The following is a 15,862-nucleotide window of genomic DNA, read 5'->3' as shown; positions in this document are numbered from 1 at the left end:
AAATTTTATTATTTGCGAATAATCATTAAGGTTGCCGAAGCAAAAGCATACACCTTGCCGTTTTCATCTACGATTTTACCTTGAGTACTAATAATATTACGGCCCGCATTAATCAACTCGGCTGTCGCATAGTAAGACGTATCAACTTGCATAGGACGAATCATTTTTACATTTAAATCAATAGTTCCATAACCAACACCATGTTCAAGTAGGGTATGAGCTGCGCTGCCTGTTGCTGTATCTAAAGCTGTGGCGCAAAAGCCGCCGTGTACACCGCCTTGTATATTTCTATGTTCTTTTCGAGGGGTAACTTTATAAGTTGCTTTACCTTCGGAAACTTCAACGAGCTCCATTGGTATGGTGTGAGCCATAGGTGATGGTGAAACTTCACCATTTTTTAAAGCGGTTAAAAACTCAAGACCTGTGTATTTCGGGCTTTCCATAAATCGTCCTTGCATGATTAAGCAGTCTAATCACCATACTATAAATTGAATTTTTACGGAATAAAATTTTGCAATACAAAATATAAATTTATTCTACTTAAAACGAGACTAATTACTTTTTATCTTATATTTGTATTTAAAACATATATCTATATTTTATTCCTATGGCTAAGTTACGATAATTTTATTAAATTAGTGAAAATATATTTTGCTATAAGAAATTTTTTGATATTTTGATGAGATTGAAACAATAAAAGTCCATTTTAAGGAAAAACGATATCTGCCCATAACACAGGCAGAGAGGTGAAAGGAAAAAAACTATGCCTTTATACAAAGCTCCATTACGCGATATGCAATTTGTACTGCATGAAATGCTTCAAACAGAACAGAACTATCAAGGTTTAAGCAAATATCAGGAAAGCGTAAATCGAGAATTAATTGATCAATACTTAGAGGCAGCAGCAGATTTTTGTGAAAATGAATTGGCGCCCATAAATCAAAATGGCGATCAAGAAGGCTGTCATTTAAATCAAGGTGTGGTGACAACCCCTAAAGGTTTTAAAGAAGCCTACCAAAAATATGCCGAGCTTGGGTTTACTTCATTAACCGCCGATCCGGAATATGGTGGGCAGGGCTTGCCGACATTGCTGCGGATTGCGATTTCTGAAATGTTATGTGGTTCCAATTGGGCGTGGGCAATGTATCCGGGGTTGTCTCATGGTGCAATGAGAACAATTGAGCACCATGGGACCGAGCAACAAAAACAGAAGTTTTTGACTAAACTCATTAGCGGTGTTTGGACCGGAACCATGTGTTTAACCGAGTCACATGCGGGTTCGGACCTTGGATTAATTAGAACAAAAGCAGAACCAAATCCAGATGGTAGTTACTCAATTACAGGCGAAAAGATTTTTATTTCAGCAGGAGAACATGATCTTTCTGAAAATATTATTCATATTGTTTTAGCCCGTTTGCCTCAGGCACCTACAGGGACTAAAGGTATTTCTTTATTTATTGTGCCTAAATTTAATGTGAGTGATGATGGTCAGGTGCTGGACCGTAATAAAGTCGTTTGTAGTGCGATTGAACATAAAATGGGGATTCATGGAAATGCGACCTGTGTACTGAATTTTGATGGTGCCAAAGGTTATTTAATTGGTCCTGAAAATCGTGGGCTCAATTGTATGTTTACCTTTATGAATACCGCACGTATTGGAACAGCCGTACAAGGGCTTGCTGCTTCTGAAATTTCATTTCAAGGCGCATTAAGTTATGCTAAAGAGCGTCTCGCTATGCGTTCGTTATCTGGTCCTAAATATCCTGAGAAAAATGCCGACCCAATTATCGTGCATCCCGCTGTACGTTCAATGTTAATGACACAAAAAGCGTTTTCTGAAGGTGGCCGTGCACTGGCTTACTTTCTAGCTCAGCATGTCGATATTGTCGAAAGCTCAAAAGATCAGGAACAGCAAAAACACTCCGATGAATTGCTGGCTTTTTTAACGCCGATTGCTAAGGCCTTTTTAACAGAGTCGGGTAATGAGTCTGCAAAGCATGGTGTTCAAGTATTTGGTGGACATGGCTTTATTGTTGAGCATGGCATGGAGCAAATTGTACGTGATGCACGTATCTCGACATTGTATGAAGGTACAACCGAGATTCAGTCTTTAGATCTACTGGCACGTAAAGTCCTCAAGTCGGAAGGCAAACTTCTAAAGAACATGACCGATTTAATTGATCAGTTTATTAGTCAGCACCAATCAAATGAAGTCTTAAAACCTTATTTAGAAAAATTAGCTGAGCTTAAGCAGCAATGGCTGTCACTGACCAAATCTATTGCAGAGAAAGCCAAGCACAACCCAGAAGAAATAGGGACAGCTTCAGTGGATTATCTTTATTTTTCTAGTTACGTCGTGTTCGCGTATTTGTGGGCTCGAATGGCACAAGTTGCCCATGAAAAATTAGAATCGGGTACACAAGAAGAAGCTTTTTATAAAGCAAAATTAACGACAGCTAAGTTTTTCTATCAAAAACTTTTACATCGTACACAGAGCCATGCTGCTTCTATTGATTCTGGAGCTGATGCTGTGATGGAGCTCGATCAAGATACTTTTGCATTTTAGTGACTAGTAACTTTTAGAATCACTGGGTGAAATTGAAATGTGGAATTTTACCTAGTGATTAAATTTGTAATTTTAGACTCATCAGTTTTTGGTAGGAAAAACCAGTTGAGTCAAATAAATAGAGGGTTAACATAAGCATTAAAACGTGAATTTTCATCAAATATTGATGTTGGACAAGGACTAAGGAAAGAAAATCATGAATGCTTATTATCAATTACTGAATAGAACAATTGGTCCTCAAGGTGAAGTGATTGCTCATTATTGCTCAACTGTTCATGCGCAAGGGGCATGGAACCCTCATGAACAGCATATGGCGCCTGCAAGTGGCGTGATCGCAGTAGAGTTAGAACAGTTTTCACCACGACAAGATATGCGAATTGGTCGAATTAGTTTTGATATTTTTGGATTGATTGCATTTGGTGAATTTACGATTAAAACACATGTCATTCGTGCCGGTAAAACGATTGAATTGATTGAAGCAGAACTACAAGCACAAGGTAAAACTTGTATTGTGGCTAGAGCATGGCGCATGTGCACTCAAGACAGTTCCGAGATTGCGGGACTTGAAGATCAACCAATTCATCATCCAGATACCTTTACCGAATGGACAGGCATGAAAAGATGGCCGGGTGGTTTTATCCAGACATTAGTCACTAAAACTGATGATCAGCATCGCGCGGGCAAAGGCATTGTTTGGCTAAACAATGATAAAGACATGGTTGAAGGGCAGCCGACCACAGATTTTGCGCATTTAATTGGCATGGTAGATACCGCAAACGGCATTGTCCCAAGACAAGAAGGAGAATTTACTTGGGGCTTCCCAAATCTTGATTTACAAATCCACATGCACCGTTATCCGAAAGGTAAATGGTTAGGTCTGGAAACCGTTCAGCAATATGGTTCGGATGGCATTGGTTTAACCAGTGCAGTTTTACATGATGTGTATGGTCCATTTGGACGAAGCGAGCAGATTTTGACTTTACGTAAAATGACTAAATAAATTTTTGAGCCAATAAAAAAGTCATCTCTAAGGATGACTTTTTTATTTTGAGATTTAATTTTTAGTTACGGACTTTTAGCAGTGTTGGGGTAAGCTCATCCCAACGTTGTTTTGCAGCGTCCATTGCTTTCATTTTGATATGTCCATAACCACGGACTTCTGCCGGTAATTTTGCAATTTGTTCAGCAACTGCCAAGTTATGATTGTCTGGTGCTTCAACAAGTGCTTCAACAAATGCGATGTAACGGTCACGCCAAGCTTGTTCGTGTTGACGTTCTTCTTGACGCGCAAATGGGTCAAGGAAAGTTTCACGAAGCCATTGTAAGCGAGCGAGCATCATCATCGGGAAGCGCATCCAGTAACCAAACGCACGTTTACGGACATTTTTCAGACCACCAAGTAACGCTGGTGGAGCAAGATGATAGGTTAAACGTAAGCCTTTACCAAATTGGGTTTCGATCGATTCTTTGAAGCTTTTACCTGTTAGTAGACGTGCAACTTCATATTCATCTTTATAAGCCATAACTCTGTAAAGCTGAGTTGCAATCGTACCGGTTAACTCTTCTGGTAACTTTTTAGCTGCCAATTCTACAAGTGTGCGGTATTTAGTTGCATAAGCTTCATTCCAGTAGTCGGTTAGACGAGCAGAACGGTCTTCAACAAGTTCAGCCAAAGTTTGCGGAGTTTTAGTTTTTGGCATTGCTGCAAGTAAACGAGCAGCTAAAGTCGGGTCACTTGCAAGATGACATCCCACTCGGAAAGCTTCGATGTTCTTTTCAACAGCCGTACCATTTAGGCGAATTGCTTTTTCAATACTTTCACGTAATAGCGGAATGCGACCAGATTGCCATGCCATACCGAGCAATAACTGGTTGGTATAAATTGAATCACCTAAGAGCTGAGTTGCGATGCGAGCTGCTGGCAGAGAAACCAGTTGACCTTGACGAACACGACCACGAAGACGATCAATTAAATCGGTAATAGGTGCATACCAGTCACGAGATTTAATAAACTCAGAAGTAGGGGTACTGTCTTCATTCACAATAACTAAAGCATCATCTTTTAAACGAGATAGAGCAGCGCTACCACCAGCGACTACGGCATCTGCACCGATGAGTAATTCACATTGACCCGCTGGAATTTTGGTAGAAGAAATTTGCTCATCACTTGCTGCAAGTTGAACGTATGAATAAACCGTACCACCTTTTTGGGCAAGGCCGGCCATGTCCATAACACGTGTTGCTTTACCTTCGAGGTGAGCTGCCATACCAAGCAGTGCACCAATAGTCACAACACCTGTACCCCCAATACCACCGACCATAATACGACTTGGAACGTCATATAACTGAGGAATAACGGGTGATGTTGGCCAGCCTGCACCAATACCTTCAAATTTAGCAGGACGTTTCATATCACGTGTATGAACAGTCACAAAACTAGGGCAAAACCCTTCAGCACAAGTGAAGTCTTTATTACAGCTACTTTGGTTAATTTGGCGTTTAGTGCCTAAAGCTGTTTCTACAGGTTCAATAGATAAACAGTTTGATTTTTTAGAACAGTCACCACAACCTTCGCAAATATCACTGTTAATGTATAAACGCTCAGCTGGGTCAGGGTAGGCATCACGTTTACGGCGACGGCGTTTTTCACTGGCACAGGTTTGTACATAAATTAAAGCGGTTACACCTGAAACTTCACGTAGCTCACGTTGAACTGCATCAAGCTCATTACGGTGGCGAATTTCTACACCCGCTGCAATACCGTCTTCTTCATTTAATAATTTAACTTCATCAGTGACAATTACTTGTTTTTTAATACCTTCGGCAGCGAGCTGGCGAGTTAATTGTGCAACACTCAAATGACCATCTACATGCTGACCACCTGTCATAGCGACTGCATCGTTGTAGAGGATTTTGTAGGTGATATTTGTTTTTGCAGCAATAGATTGACGAATTGCTAAATAACCTGAGTGGAAATAAGTTCCATCACCAAGGTTAGCAAAAATGTGTTTTTCATTGGTAAATGGTGATGCACCCACCCAACTTACACCTTCACCGCCCATTTGAGAGAACGTTTCGGTACCACGGTCAAGTGAAACGGCAATATAGTGACAACCGATACCACCAAGTGCACGGCTACCTTCAGGGACGACTGTTGATGAGTTATGTGGGCAACCACTACAGAAATACGGTTTACGTTCAGCAAGGTCAATCACACGTTTTGATTCTTGCTCTGCTTTTAGCAGTAAGTCGATTCTGCTTTGAATTTGTACTTTTAAGCTTTCTGGAATATCTAGTTTTAAGAAGCGAGCAGCCAGCATTTTTGCAATCGGTTCAGGCTGATACTCATAGTGACCAATGAGTGGTGCTTCTTCAATAGAGGTACTCCATTCACCTTTGCCATCAATCGCTTTACCAATAACGCGAGGACGTTTGTCATCAGGAAGTGAATAAAGCTCATCTTTAATTTGTGTCTCAAGAATTGGACGTTTTTCTTCAACAACAATTAGCTCTTCTAAACCTTCGGCAAATTCACGTAGACCTTGTGGTTCTAGAGGCCAAATCAGCCCAACTTGATAAACACGTAACCCAAGCTGTTGGGCTGTTTCATCCTCAATACCTAAAATACGTAGGGCTTCAATGGTATCTAAATAACCTTTACCACTTGCAGCAATACCAATACGGGCATTTTCACAAGGCCATGTTACGGTATTGATTTTATTCGCACGGGCATAAGCCAAAACAGCAGGTAAGCGATATTTATAAAGACGTTCTTCTTGTTGAATGCCATGATCTGGCCAACGAATATTAACGCCACCCTCTGGGAAATTGACATCTTTTGGTATAACAGGAGTGACACGATCTAAATCGACATGAACAGAAGCTGAAGTTTCTACAATTTCACTGACCAGCTTCATTGAAGTCCACAGACCAGAAAAACGTGAAACAGCAATGGCATGAACACCAAAGTCTAAAATTTGTTGAACGGATGTTGGGTAGAAAATTGGAATACCGCAACCAATCATGACATGTTCAGACTGGTGGGGAATTGTAGAAGATTTACAAGAGTGGTCATCACCAAATAAAGCAACGACACCACCACGTTCAGAGGTACCAGCTAAGTTAGCATGGCGGAGTACATCGCCTGAACGGTCAACACCCGGGCCTTTACCATACCACCATGAAGACACTCCATCATATTTGCCTTGACCTGAAAGGTTAACTTGTTGGGTACCCCAAATTGCGGTAGCAGCCAAGTCTTCATTTACACCAGGTTGAAATACAACATTATGGGATTTAAGTAATCCTTGAACTTGCCAAAGGAAACTATCATAGTTACCAACAGGAGAACCGCGATAACCAGAAATAAAACCAGCAGTATGATAACCATTGATCGCGTCACGGCGAGTTTGGGCAAGAGGCAACCGAACAAGTGCCTGAATGCCAGTCATATATGCTGTACCGTTATCACTTACATATTTATCTTCAAGTGACACATCCTTTGTTGCAATAATATTTGGAGTGACTTTTGTAGCTATATTCATTTATATCTCCTTAGAATTTTTAGTAGCTCGGACTACTTTCTTTTTTCAACATCCAGTTGAATATTTGGAGCAAGTGACATACGAAATAAAAAAAGATCGGTTCCTCTTCTTAAAAAGAATTGGTGCCAATGTATGTACATTTAGTCATTGTGGTTGAACTAAACTGGTGCAACAATCCGTAATTTAGGAAAACATATTTACGTTATGCGCAAAAATCTCGATGGTGGACTATTGCATGCAATGCATGCATTCCTGAAAGTGATTGATAGCGGGAGTTTCACAGCAGCAGCTGAGCAGATGGATCTGACCACAGCACAGGTTTCACGTCTTATCAGCGAGCTAGAAACACGCTTAGGTACAAAATTAATACAACGCTCAACACGCCAGCAGGCCCTCACTGATATTGGTGCGACTTATGCAGAGCGCTGTCGTCAAGTCATTTCAATGGTGGATGAGGCGGAGTCAGAAGTCACCGGAACGGCATCTAAACCCAAAGGTCGTTTACGCGTATTAAGTATGGGCAGCTTTGGGCATCATTATGTTTTTCCAGTGATGGCCGAGTTTTGTAAACATTACCCCGAATTAACCGTGGAATATACGACTTCACAATACGTTCCGGACCTGTTGGCAAAAGGGGTCGATGTTAGCCTTTATCTGACTGAATCATTAACAGACTCACGGTTTGTCGCACGCAGAATTGGCACTATTTTTTCTGTTTTATGTGCATCACCTGCTTACCTAGAAAAACATGGGATACCTGAGTCCCCCGAAGACTTAAAAAATCATGCCTGTTTACGCTTGGTAAATCCGTCTATTACACCAGATTGGCACTTATTAAATACAAGTGGTGAGTCTTACCAAATCGACATTGGCGGGCAACTCATTGCAGATAACCCTGAGTTATTATTAGATGTGGTGCAGCAGGATATGGGCATCGCATTATTGCCGATGTTTTCGGCTTTAGATGCAGTTCAAAATGGAAGATTATGTCATATCTTGCCAGAGTGGCGTTCACCTGATATCGGGGTTTATACCTTATTGCCTTCACGCCATTTTATTGATGCCAAAACACGTGCATGGTTAGATTGGGTAGAAGAATATATTTCTCCAAGAATTGAAATGGATGCATCTTATTTTTATAAATAATGAGATAAATTTTTTAAGGATTACAATTGAAAAAGGATGAAGAATAATACGGATTAGAATAAAAATAGGGTAGAAAATGCTTCTTTTGAAAGAGGCATTTAATACAAAGATAAATAATAGATTTTAAAAAAAATGCATGGGGGATTGAGTCCCAATTCCTGAACAGAATGAGATAAAGATGAGATAGGATGATCTGGTATTTCACCTAATATTCAGCTTTATACCAGATGCTGAGCTACTTTAATTGATGACTAGGCACACTTGGTTTGCCAATACGCATTTGCATAATTTGACAAGCTTTTTCGGTTTAATACGTTGCTAATATTTTGGCTGGCTTGCATCAATTTTTCTAAATTAATGCCAGTTTCAAAACCCATGTGGGATAGTAAATAAAACAAATCTTCGGTCGATACATTACCTGAGGCGCCTTTGGCATAAGGGCAACCCCCAAGTCCTGCAAGAGACGAGTCAAAAACGCGAATACCTTGTTGTAAAGACTGATAAATATTGGCAATTGCCATACCATAGGTGTTGTGGAAATGCCCAGCTAAAACCTTGCTATCGAGTTCAGCAAGGCAGGCTTGCCATACCTTTTGGACGCGATCTGGTGTTGCGGTACCAATGGTTTCACCTAAAGACACTTCATAGCAGCCCATATCATAGAGTCGTTTAACCACTTTTACGACTTGCTCAGGAGCAATTGGACCTTCATAAGGGCAATCGACTATACAAGAGACATAACCTCGCACACGGATGTTATGGGCTTTTGCCGCGCTCATGACATCGCTAAATTTCTCAAAGCTTTCTTCGATTGAACAGTTGATATTTTTGCGGGTAAAGCTTTCCGAAGCTGCGGTAAACACGGCAACCTCTTTGCATCCGACCGCTTGAGCAGTTTCAAAACCTTTGATATTGGGGGTGAGCAGGCTAAATTGCACATCGGTTGTTTGGGGTAATAACTTAAATAGCTCGTCACTTTGAGCCATTTGTGGCACCCATTTTGCCGAAACGCATGAACCCACTTCAATTGATTTCAGGCCTGCATTAATCAGGTCGTTAATGAAGTTTAAGCGTTGTTCAACTGTTAAAGCCTGCTTTTCGTTTTGAAGGCCGTCTCTGGGACCGACCTCCACGATTTTGACAAATTCACTCATGCAACTTCCTCCTGTGCAGGCTGAAATTCCACAAGCTCATCACCAGCTTTGACCTGATCACCGACTTGGAAATAGGAGTCTACAATCACGCCGTCTTTAGGGGCACGAATTGTGTATTCCATTTTCATTGCTTCAAGTGTCATTAAAATATCATCTTTCTTCACGCTATGATTTGCACTTACTAGCACTTGCGTGACCACACCCGGCATTGGGGCTTTTAAGTGACCTTCATCGGCTTGGCTATCTGCCTGATTAAAGTCTTGGCGAATATAAGCAAACTTATAGCTTTGTCCATTTTGGAACAAGGTAATGCCTTGCTGACTTTGGTTAAAAGACAGCTTTTGCTGAGTCCCACCAATTTGAACAGAGGCAGTATGAGCATCAATCAATTGGCCAGAAATCGGGTAGCTTTGACCGTTATATTCTGCAGTGAAGCCATCTTCATTTGAGGCAAATTTAATTTGGATATTTTGGTTTAAATAATTCAGTTTAATGCTGTGCTGATAAGCAATATTTAAACGCCATAGAGGTTGAGCTTGCCAAAGCTGTTTTTGGTTTGAGCTGTTGTTATTAAGTTTGCTTAGAAACTCAATAAATGCCGCTGCCACTACCAGTTCCGGTTTGATTTCTTCAGGATTAAACAAGAAGTTTTGTTCACGTTGAATCAGGTTAGTATCAAGCTTAGCTTGTTTAAACGATTCACTACGAACAATTTTTTCAAGAAAGGCAATATTGTTACCTAAGCCATCGACATGGAATTGACTTAAAGCGTGTTGCATTTGAATGAGCGCAGCTTCACGGTTTTTACCCCATACAATGAGTTTAGCAATCATTGGGTCGTAATACGTCGTGATTTCATCGCCTTCAACAATACCGCTATCTACACGCACATATTGGTTTTGCGTTGGGTAGTGCAGATAGTCAATTTTACCGATTGCAGGTAAAAAGCCTTTTTCAGGTTCTTCAGCGTAGATACGTGCTTCGAGCGCATGTCCGTGAATCTGCAATTCGTTTTGTAGTTTAGGTAAAGGTTCGCCATAAGCCACACGAAGTTGCCATTCGACCAAGTCTTCACCTGTAATCATTTCAGTAACAGGATGTTCGACTTGCAGACGTGTATTCATTTCCATGAAATACGCCGTACCGTCTTGTTCTACAATAAACTCGACCGTACCTGCACCAACATAATTTACGGCGCGTGCAGCATCAATTGCAGCTTGGCGCATTGCATCGAGCTTTTCGCTTGGCATTTGTGGAGCAGGGGCTTCTTCTAGCACTTTTTGGTGACGGCGTTGTACCGAACAATCACGTTCAAACAAATGCACATAGTTGCCATGTGTATCACCAAACACTTGCACTTCAATATGACGCGGTTGAATCACATAACGCTCAATCAAGACATCATCATTACCAAAGCTCGATTTGGCTTCACGTTTACAAGAGGCTAAGGCATGCAGAAAATCTTCACTGCGTTCAACCAGACTCATGCCTTTACCACCGCCGCCAGCACTGGCTTTAATTAAAACAGGATAGCCAATTCGGTCTGCTTGTTGTTTTAAAAAGTCGGCATCTTGGTTGGTTCCGTGATAGCCCGGTGTTAAAGGAACGCCTGCTTTTTCCATTAAAGCTTTAGAAGTCGCTTTTAAGCCCATCGCTAAAATGGCATCTACTGGCGGGCCAATAAAGCAAATATTGTGTTGTTGGCAAGCGAGTGCAAACTGGTCATTTTCAGAAAGGAAGCCGTAGCCTGGGTGAACCGCTTGGCTACCTGTATCAATGGCAGCTTGAATAATACGATCAACCTGTAAATAACTTTGTGTTGCAGGGGACTGACCAATATAAACCGCTTCATCTGCAAGTTTGACGTGTTGTGCATTTGCGTCTGCATCTGAGTAAACGGCAACCGTTCTAATACCTAATTTTTTAGCTGTACGAATTACGCGGCAGGCAATTTCGCCACGGTTCGCAATTAAAATCTTTTCAAACATGATGATCGTCCTTAATTGTTGTTATTCGAGTTAGAAACCCAAGCAGGCTGCTGTTTATTTAAAAAGGCACTCAGACCTTCTTTTGCCTCACTGCCTTGACGAACTTGAGCAATATGATGTGCTGTCTGTTGGAGCAAGTCATTGCTCATGGTCTGGTTGCTCACCATTTGAATGAGTTTTTTGGAGGCCGTTTGAGCGTGCGGGCCACCGAGTAATAGAGCATCAATAATTTCTTGAACTTTTTTATCTAAGTCTTCGGCATCTGCTACTTCGTGGGCCAAGCCAATTTGTTTGGCTTCACGTGCTGAAATCCGTTCGGCAGTTAAGAAGTAACGGGAAGCTTGTCTTGCACCAATCGCACGAATCACATAAGGACTAATGGTAGATGGAGCAAGACCTAAACGAACTTCAGAGGTTGCAAACTTGGCATCAGTGCTGGCAATGCAAATATCACATGCCGACGCTAAGCCCATACCGCCGCCAAAGGCAATGCCATGCACGCGGGCAATAGTCGGTTGTTTAAGTGTTGCAAGTGCATCAAGCATTTGCGCAAGTTTTAATGCATCTGCTTCATTTTCTGCTGAAGATGCCTGACCTGCCTGTTTCATCCAGTTGAGGTCGGCACCTGCTGAAAAGCTTTTGCCGCGACCTGCTAAAACCACAACTCGAATGTCATCACGTGTATTGATTTGCTTAAAGCAGGCATGCAGCTCTTCAATGACTGTCGTATTAAAAGCATTGTGTAATTCAGGGCGGTTCAGCCAAATATAGGCAACCTGACCTTGTTGTTCGAGTTGTAAAAATTGATAGCTCATATACACCTCTTACATGCGGAACACGCCAAATTTGGTTGGCTGGATTGGAGCGTTCATGGCAGCAGCAAGGCTTAAACCAAGTACCTGACGAGTTTGAGCTGGATCAATTACACCGTCGTCCCAAAGGCGGGCAGAAGCATAGTATGGATGGCCTTGGCGCTCGTATTGTTCACGAATGGGTTGTTTAAACTCGTCTTCTTCTTGCGCTGACCACTGGGCACCTTTTTGCTCAATCTGGTCACGTTTTAAAGTCGAAAGTACGCTCGCTGCTTGTTCGCCGCCCATTACTGAAATACGAGAGTTCGGCCATGTCCATAAAAAGCGTGGTGAATAAGCGCGGCCACACATACCGTAGTTACCTGCACCAAATGAACCACCAATAATCAGGGTGAGTTTAGGTACATTTGCAGTGGCAACTGCCATCACCAGTTTAGCGCCGTGTTTGGCAATCCCTTCATTTTCATACTGGCGACCAACCATAAAGCCAGTAATGTTTTGTATAAATAACAATGGAATATTGCGCTGTGTGCACAGTTCAATAAAGTGCGCGCCTTTTTGAGCAGACTCGGAAAATAAAATTCCGTTATTGGCAATAATCCCGACTGGCATGCCGTAGAGAGAAGCGAAACCTGTTACAAGTGTTGAGCCAAAGCGAGCTTTAAACTCATCAAAACGAGAGCCGTCTACAATACGTGCAATGACTTCACGAACATCGAAAGGTTTACGCGCATCACTTGGAACCACGCCATAGAGTTCCGAAGCATCAAACAGCGGCTCATCAATTTGCTTGTTTAACTCATTTGGCTTTTTATTTAAGTTAGCAACAATGTTTCGTGCAATCGCAATGGCATGTTCATCATTTTCAGCTAAGTGGTCAGCTACACCTGAAAGACGTGTGTGTACATCGCCACCGCCTAAATCTTCACTGCTTACCACTTCGCCCGTTGCAGCTTTTACCAAAGGAGGGCCGCCTAAGAAAATCGTACCTTGATTACGGACAATAATGGTTTCATCAGACATGGCAGGCACATAAGCACCACCTGCGGTACAACTACCCATCACCACGGCAATTTGAGCAATACCTAAGCTCGACATACGTGCCTGATTATAGAAAATACGCCCGAAGTGATCGCGGTCTGGGAAAACTTCATCTTGCATTGGTAAATAAGCACCGCCTGAATCTACCAAATAAATACAAGGCAAGTGATTTTGTTCAGCAATTTCTTGTGCGCGTAAATGCTTTTTAACCGTAAGGGGATAATACGTTCCGCCTTTAACCGTTGCATCGTTGGCAACGATCATGCAAGTTACGCCGTTGACCTGACCAATACCAGCAATCACACCGGCAGCTGGAACATCATCTTCATAAACGTTGTACGCTGCCAATTGACCAATTTCTAAAAATGCCGTGCCGACGTCAATCAGTTGATCAATACGTTCACGGGGTAAAAGTTTACCTCGAGCCAAATGTTTTTGTCGGGCATTTTCACCACCGCCTAAAGCAATACGCTGGGCAACTTGTTTGAGATCTGTGACCAATGTTTGCATGGCTTGCTGGTTTGTTTTGAAGTCTTCGCTTCGAACATTAATCTTGCTTTGTAATTGGTTCATAAGATGCGTCCTTATTTATAATTATTATTTGGTTTCATTGAAAAGTTCGCGGCCAATCAGCATGCGGCGAATTTCAGAAGTTCCGGCACCAATTTCATAAAGTTTTGCATCGCGCCATAAACGGCCAGCAGGGAATTCATTGATATAACCGTTGCCACCTAAAGTTTGAATTGCTTCACCCGCCATCCATGTTGCTTTTTCGGCAGCATATAAAATGGCACTTGCGGCATCTTTGCGTAAGCTGCGGTCATGATCCGCTTTGTCACAGGCAGCACCAACAGCATAAACGAGAGCTTTACATGCCAACCATGTTGAATACATATCGGCAAGTTTGCCTTGCATAAGCTGGAATTCACCTAAAGCCTGACCAAACTGTTCACGCTGATGTAAGTAAGGAATCACCACATCTAAGCAGGCATCCATAATGCCTAAAGGTCCAGCACTTAAAACTGCTCGTTCATAGTCCAAGCCACTCATGAGTACTTTAACCCCGTTACCCACACCACCTAGTACGTTTTCAGCAGGAACTTCTACATTGTCAAAGAACAGTGGGTAAGTATTAGAACCACGCATACCGAGCTTATCTAAGTGGTTGCCGTGACTAAAGCCTTTCATACCTTTTTCAATCAAGAATGCGGTCATGCCTTTAGGGCCAGCTTGTGGATCAGTTTTAGCGTAAACGACCAGTACATCTGCATCACCGCCGTTGGTAATCCACATTTTTGAACCGTTTAAAACAAAGTGATCACCTTTTTGCTCGGCGCGTAATTTCATGCTGACCACATCAGAGCCGGCATTTGGCTCAGACATGGCAAGGGCACCCACATATTCACCGGAAATTAATTTTGGTAAATACTTTTGTTTTTGCTGCTCATTACCGTTACGGTTAATTTGGTTTACACATAAATTAGAATGAGCACCATATGACAAGCCAATAGCTGCCGAAGCACGGGAAATTTCTTGCATGGCAATAATATGAGCTAAATAACCCATATTGGCACCGCCATATTCTTCAGAAACCGTCATGCCTAAAAGGCCCATATCTCCGAATTTTTTCCAGAGATGTGCAGGGAATTTGTTGTCTTGATCAACTTGTTGGGCAATTGGTGCAATTTCCTTTGCACAAAATGCGGCTACCGAATCTTGAAGCGCAATTAAAGTTTCATCTAGACCGAAATTCAAGCTGCGTAGGTTCATGATATTTTCATCCTATTGGTTATATTTGTTGTCCATAAAATATTTTGTGGGTATTTGATAATTACCATACAATGATTTTTTGAAAAAGTGAATACAGATTCATAAAATGATTTACAATTCATTTTATTTGTTAGAGAATAAATTATGAGCTATAAGCGATCATCTTTAATGCAAGAGCGGATGGAGCAAAATCGTAAATCGATTTTGAATTCAGCTAGAAAAATAATTTCAGAAGGAGGATTTAAGGACGCACAAATACAAACAATTGCAGAGCAAGCAGGTGTATCTAGTGGACTGGTTTATCGCTACTTCGATAATAAAAGCCAAGTGCTAATAGAAGTTTTGTCTGATGCCATTAATACAGAGCTATTGGTCATCGATTCGATTACCGAAAGTGACTTATCGGCAAAGCAGAAATTACACAAGGCGGTGGCAACTTTTGTAAAACGGGCACTGAATAGTCCTCAGCTTGCGTATTCACTCATGTTTGAACCCGTCGATTCAACGGTTGAACATGAGCGTTTTCGTGTGAAGCAATTGATTAAACAAAGTATTAAAAAAATACTTGCGGATGGAAATGCAAGTGGTGAGTTTGTCTTGGATGATTTAAACACAGCAGCACTTTGTGTAGTCGGTGCTATGACTTATGTGGTGGTTGAACCCCTAGACCCAGCTCAAAATACAAAGTTTGATCATGCGCACAAAGACTATTTTTCAAAACAGATTGCTGACTTTTGTGTAGATGCTGTGCAAAAGAAATAGGGCATATAAAGGATAAAACGACACAAAATAAGTAGTTTGGAAAAGTAGTTGCAGTAACAACAATTAGATCAGGTAAGAA

At 41.6% G+C, this 15,862-nt stretch carries 11 protein-coding genes; 4 read left to right on the top strand and 7 right to left on the bottom strand.

All coding sequences use genetic code 11. The features are described from left to right. Positions 1-8 precede the first annotated feature (8 nt). On the bottom strand, positions 9-458 hold the full coding sequence (locus MKL35_RS14550) for a PaaI family thioesterase (protein WP_001984007.1): 450 nt from the start codon (positions 456-458) through the stop codon (positions 9-11). A 305-nt stretch (positions 459-763) separates the two neighbouring features. On the opposite strand from MKL35_RS14550, the gene MKL35_RS14545 reads away from it, so the two are divergent. Both MKL35_RS14545 and MKL35_RS14540 read left to right on the top strand, forming a co-directional pair. Then, a complete protein-coding gene (locus tag MKL35_RS14545) occupies positions 764-2,566 on the top strand; it encodes an acyl-CoA dehydrogenase C-terminal domain-containing protein (RefSeq protein ID WP_106479434.1) in 1,803 nt (600 codons plus the stop codon). Between the two features lie 196 nt (positions 2,567-2,762). Further along, the gene (locus tag MKL35_RS14540; RefSeq protein WP_032011829.1) at positions 2,763-3,566 is read left to right on the top strand and encodes a thioesterase family protein; all 804 of its coding nucleotides are present in this window, start codon (positions 2,763-2,765) and stop codon (positions 3,564-3,566) included. 61 nt (positions 3,567-3,627) lie between these two features. On the opposite strand, the gene MKL35_RS14535 is transcribed toward MKL35_RS14540, so the two are convergent. After that, the gene (locus MKL35_RS14535; protein WP_032011830.1) at positions 3,628-7,110 is read right to left on the bottom strand and encodes an indolepyruvate ferredoxin oxidoreductase family protein; all 3,483 of its coding nucleotides are present in this window, start codon (positions 7,108-7,110) and stop codon (positions 3,628-3,630) included. A gap of 204 nt (positions 7,111-7,314) precedes the next feature. Between MKL35_RS14535 and MKL35_RS14530 the strand changes: the two genes are divergently transcribed. Next, positions 7,315-8,256: a LysR family transcriptional regulator gene (locus tag MKL35_RS14530; RefSeq protein WP_032011831.1), complete on the top strand. Its 942-nt coding sequence runs from the start codon at positions 7,315-7,317 to the stop codon at positions 8,254-8,256. Between the two features lie 251 nt (positions 8,257-8,507). Here the strand turns inward: MKL35_RS14530 and MKL35_RS14525 are convergent, their stop codons facing one another. The 5 genes from MKL35_RS14525 to MKL35_RS14505 are packed head-to-tail and all read right to left on the bottom strand — an operon-like array spanning position 8,508 to position 15,021. Then, positions 8,508-9,410 (bottom strand): hydroxymethylglutaryl-CoA lyase, encoded by a 903-nt coding sequence (locus MKL35_RS14525; protein ID WP_032011832.1) that lies wholly within the window; start codon positions 9,408-9,410, stop codon positions 8,508-8,510. After that, on the bottom strand, positions 9,407-11,398 hold the full coding sequence (locus tag MKL35_RS14520) for an acetyl/propionyl/methylcrotonyl-CoA carboxylase subunit alpha (protein WP_032011833.1): 1,992 nt from the start codon (positions 11,396-11,398) through the stop codon (positions 9,407-9,409). Before MKL35_RS14520 ends, MKL35_RS14525 begins: the two co-directional genes overlap by 4 nt. Positions 11,399-11,409: 11 nt before the next feature. Then, complete coding sequence (locus MKL35_RS14515) at positions 11,410-12,213, bottom strand: enoyl-CoA hydratase/isomerase family protein (protein ID WP_032011834.1); 804 nt, start codon at positions 12,211-12,213, stop codon at positions 11,410-11,412. Positions 12,214-12,222: 9 nt separating this feature from the next. Next, positions 12,223-13,824, bottom strand: a complete 1,602-nt coding sequence (locus tag MKL35_RS14510) for a carboxyl transferase domain-containing protein (RefSeq protein WP_002048398.1) — start codon at positions 13,822-13,824, stop codon at positions 12,223-12,225. A gap of 24 nt (positions 13,825-13,848) precedes the next feature. Then, complete coding sequence (locus tag MKL35_RS14505; protein ID WP_001053639.1) at positions 13,849-15,021, bottom strand: isovaleryl-CoA dehydrogenase; 1,173 nt, start codon at positions 15,019-15,021, stop codon at positions 13,849-13,851. A gap of 144 nt (positions 15,022-15,165) precedes the next feature. Here MKL35_RS14505 and MKL35_RS14500 point away from each other — a divergent pair, with 144 nt between their 5' ends. Then, positions 15,166-15,783 (top strand): TetR/AcrR family transcriptional regulator, encoded by a 618-nt coding sequence (locus MKL35_RS14500; RefSeq protein WP_000120687.1) that lies wholly within the window; start codon positions 15,166-15,168, stop codon positions 15,781-15,783. The last annotated feature ends 79 nt before the right edge of the window (positions 15,784-15,862 follow it).

Origin of the sequence: Acinetobacter sp. AOR41_HL (assembly GCF_027854645.1) — a bacterium.
Classification (GTDB): domain Bacteria; phylum Pseudomonadota; class Gammaproteobacteria; order Pseudomonadales; family Moraxellaceae; genus Acinetobacter; species Acinetobacter nosocomialis.
Note: the sequence above shows the minus strand (reverse complement) of the source record. Positions and strands in the feature narration are given on the sequence as shown.

Excerpts from the sequence above, each read along its gene's own strand:
- MKL35_RS14510 (WP_002048398.1), bottom strand. The coding sequence starts at position 13,824 with ATGAACCAATTACAAAGCAAGATTAATGTTCGAAGCGAAGACTTCAAA.
- MKL35_RS14520 (WP_032011833.1), bottom strand. The coding sequence starts at position 11,398 with ATGTTTGAAAAGATTTTAATTGCGAACCGTGGCGAAATTGCCTGCCGC.
- MKL35_RS14545 (WP_106479434.1), top strand. The coding sequence starts at position 764 with ATGCCTTTATACAAAGCTCCATTACGCGATATGCAATTTGTACTGCAT.
- MKL35_RS14515 (WP_032011834.1), bottom strand. The coding sequence starts at position 12,213 with ATGAGCTATCAATTTTTACAACTCGAACAACAAGGTCAGGTTGCCTAT.
- MKL35_RS14550 (WP_001984007.1), bottom strand. The coding sequence starts at position 458 with ATGCAAGGACGATTTATGGAAAGCCCGAAATACACAGGTCTTGAGTTT.
- MKL35_RS14505 (WP_001053639.1), bottom strand. The coding sequence starts at position 15,021 with ATGAACCTACGCAGCTTGAATTTCGGTCTAGATGAAACTTTAATTGCG.
- MKL35_RS14530 (WP_032011831.1), top strand. The coding sequence starts at position 7,315 with ATGCGCAAAAATCTCGATGGTGGACTATTGCATGCAATGCATGCATTC.
- MKL35_RS14540 (WP_032011829.1), top strand. The coding sequence starts at position 2,763 with ATGAATGCTTATTATCAATTACTGAATAGAACAATTGGTCCTCAAGGT.
- MKL35_RS14535 (WP_032011830.1), bottom strand. The coding sequence starts at position 7,110 with ATGAATATAGCTACAAAAGTCACTCCAAATATTATTGCAACAAAGGAT.
- MKL35_RS14500 (WP_000120687.1), top strand. The coding sequence starts at position 15,166 with ATGAGCTATAAGCGATCATCTTTAATGCAAGAGCGGATGGAGCAAAAT.
- MKL35_RS14525 (WP_032011832.1), bottom strand. The coding sequence starts at position 9,410 with ATGAGTGAATTTGTCAAAATCGTGGAGGTCGGTCCCAGAGACGGCCTT.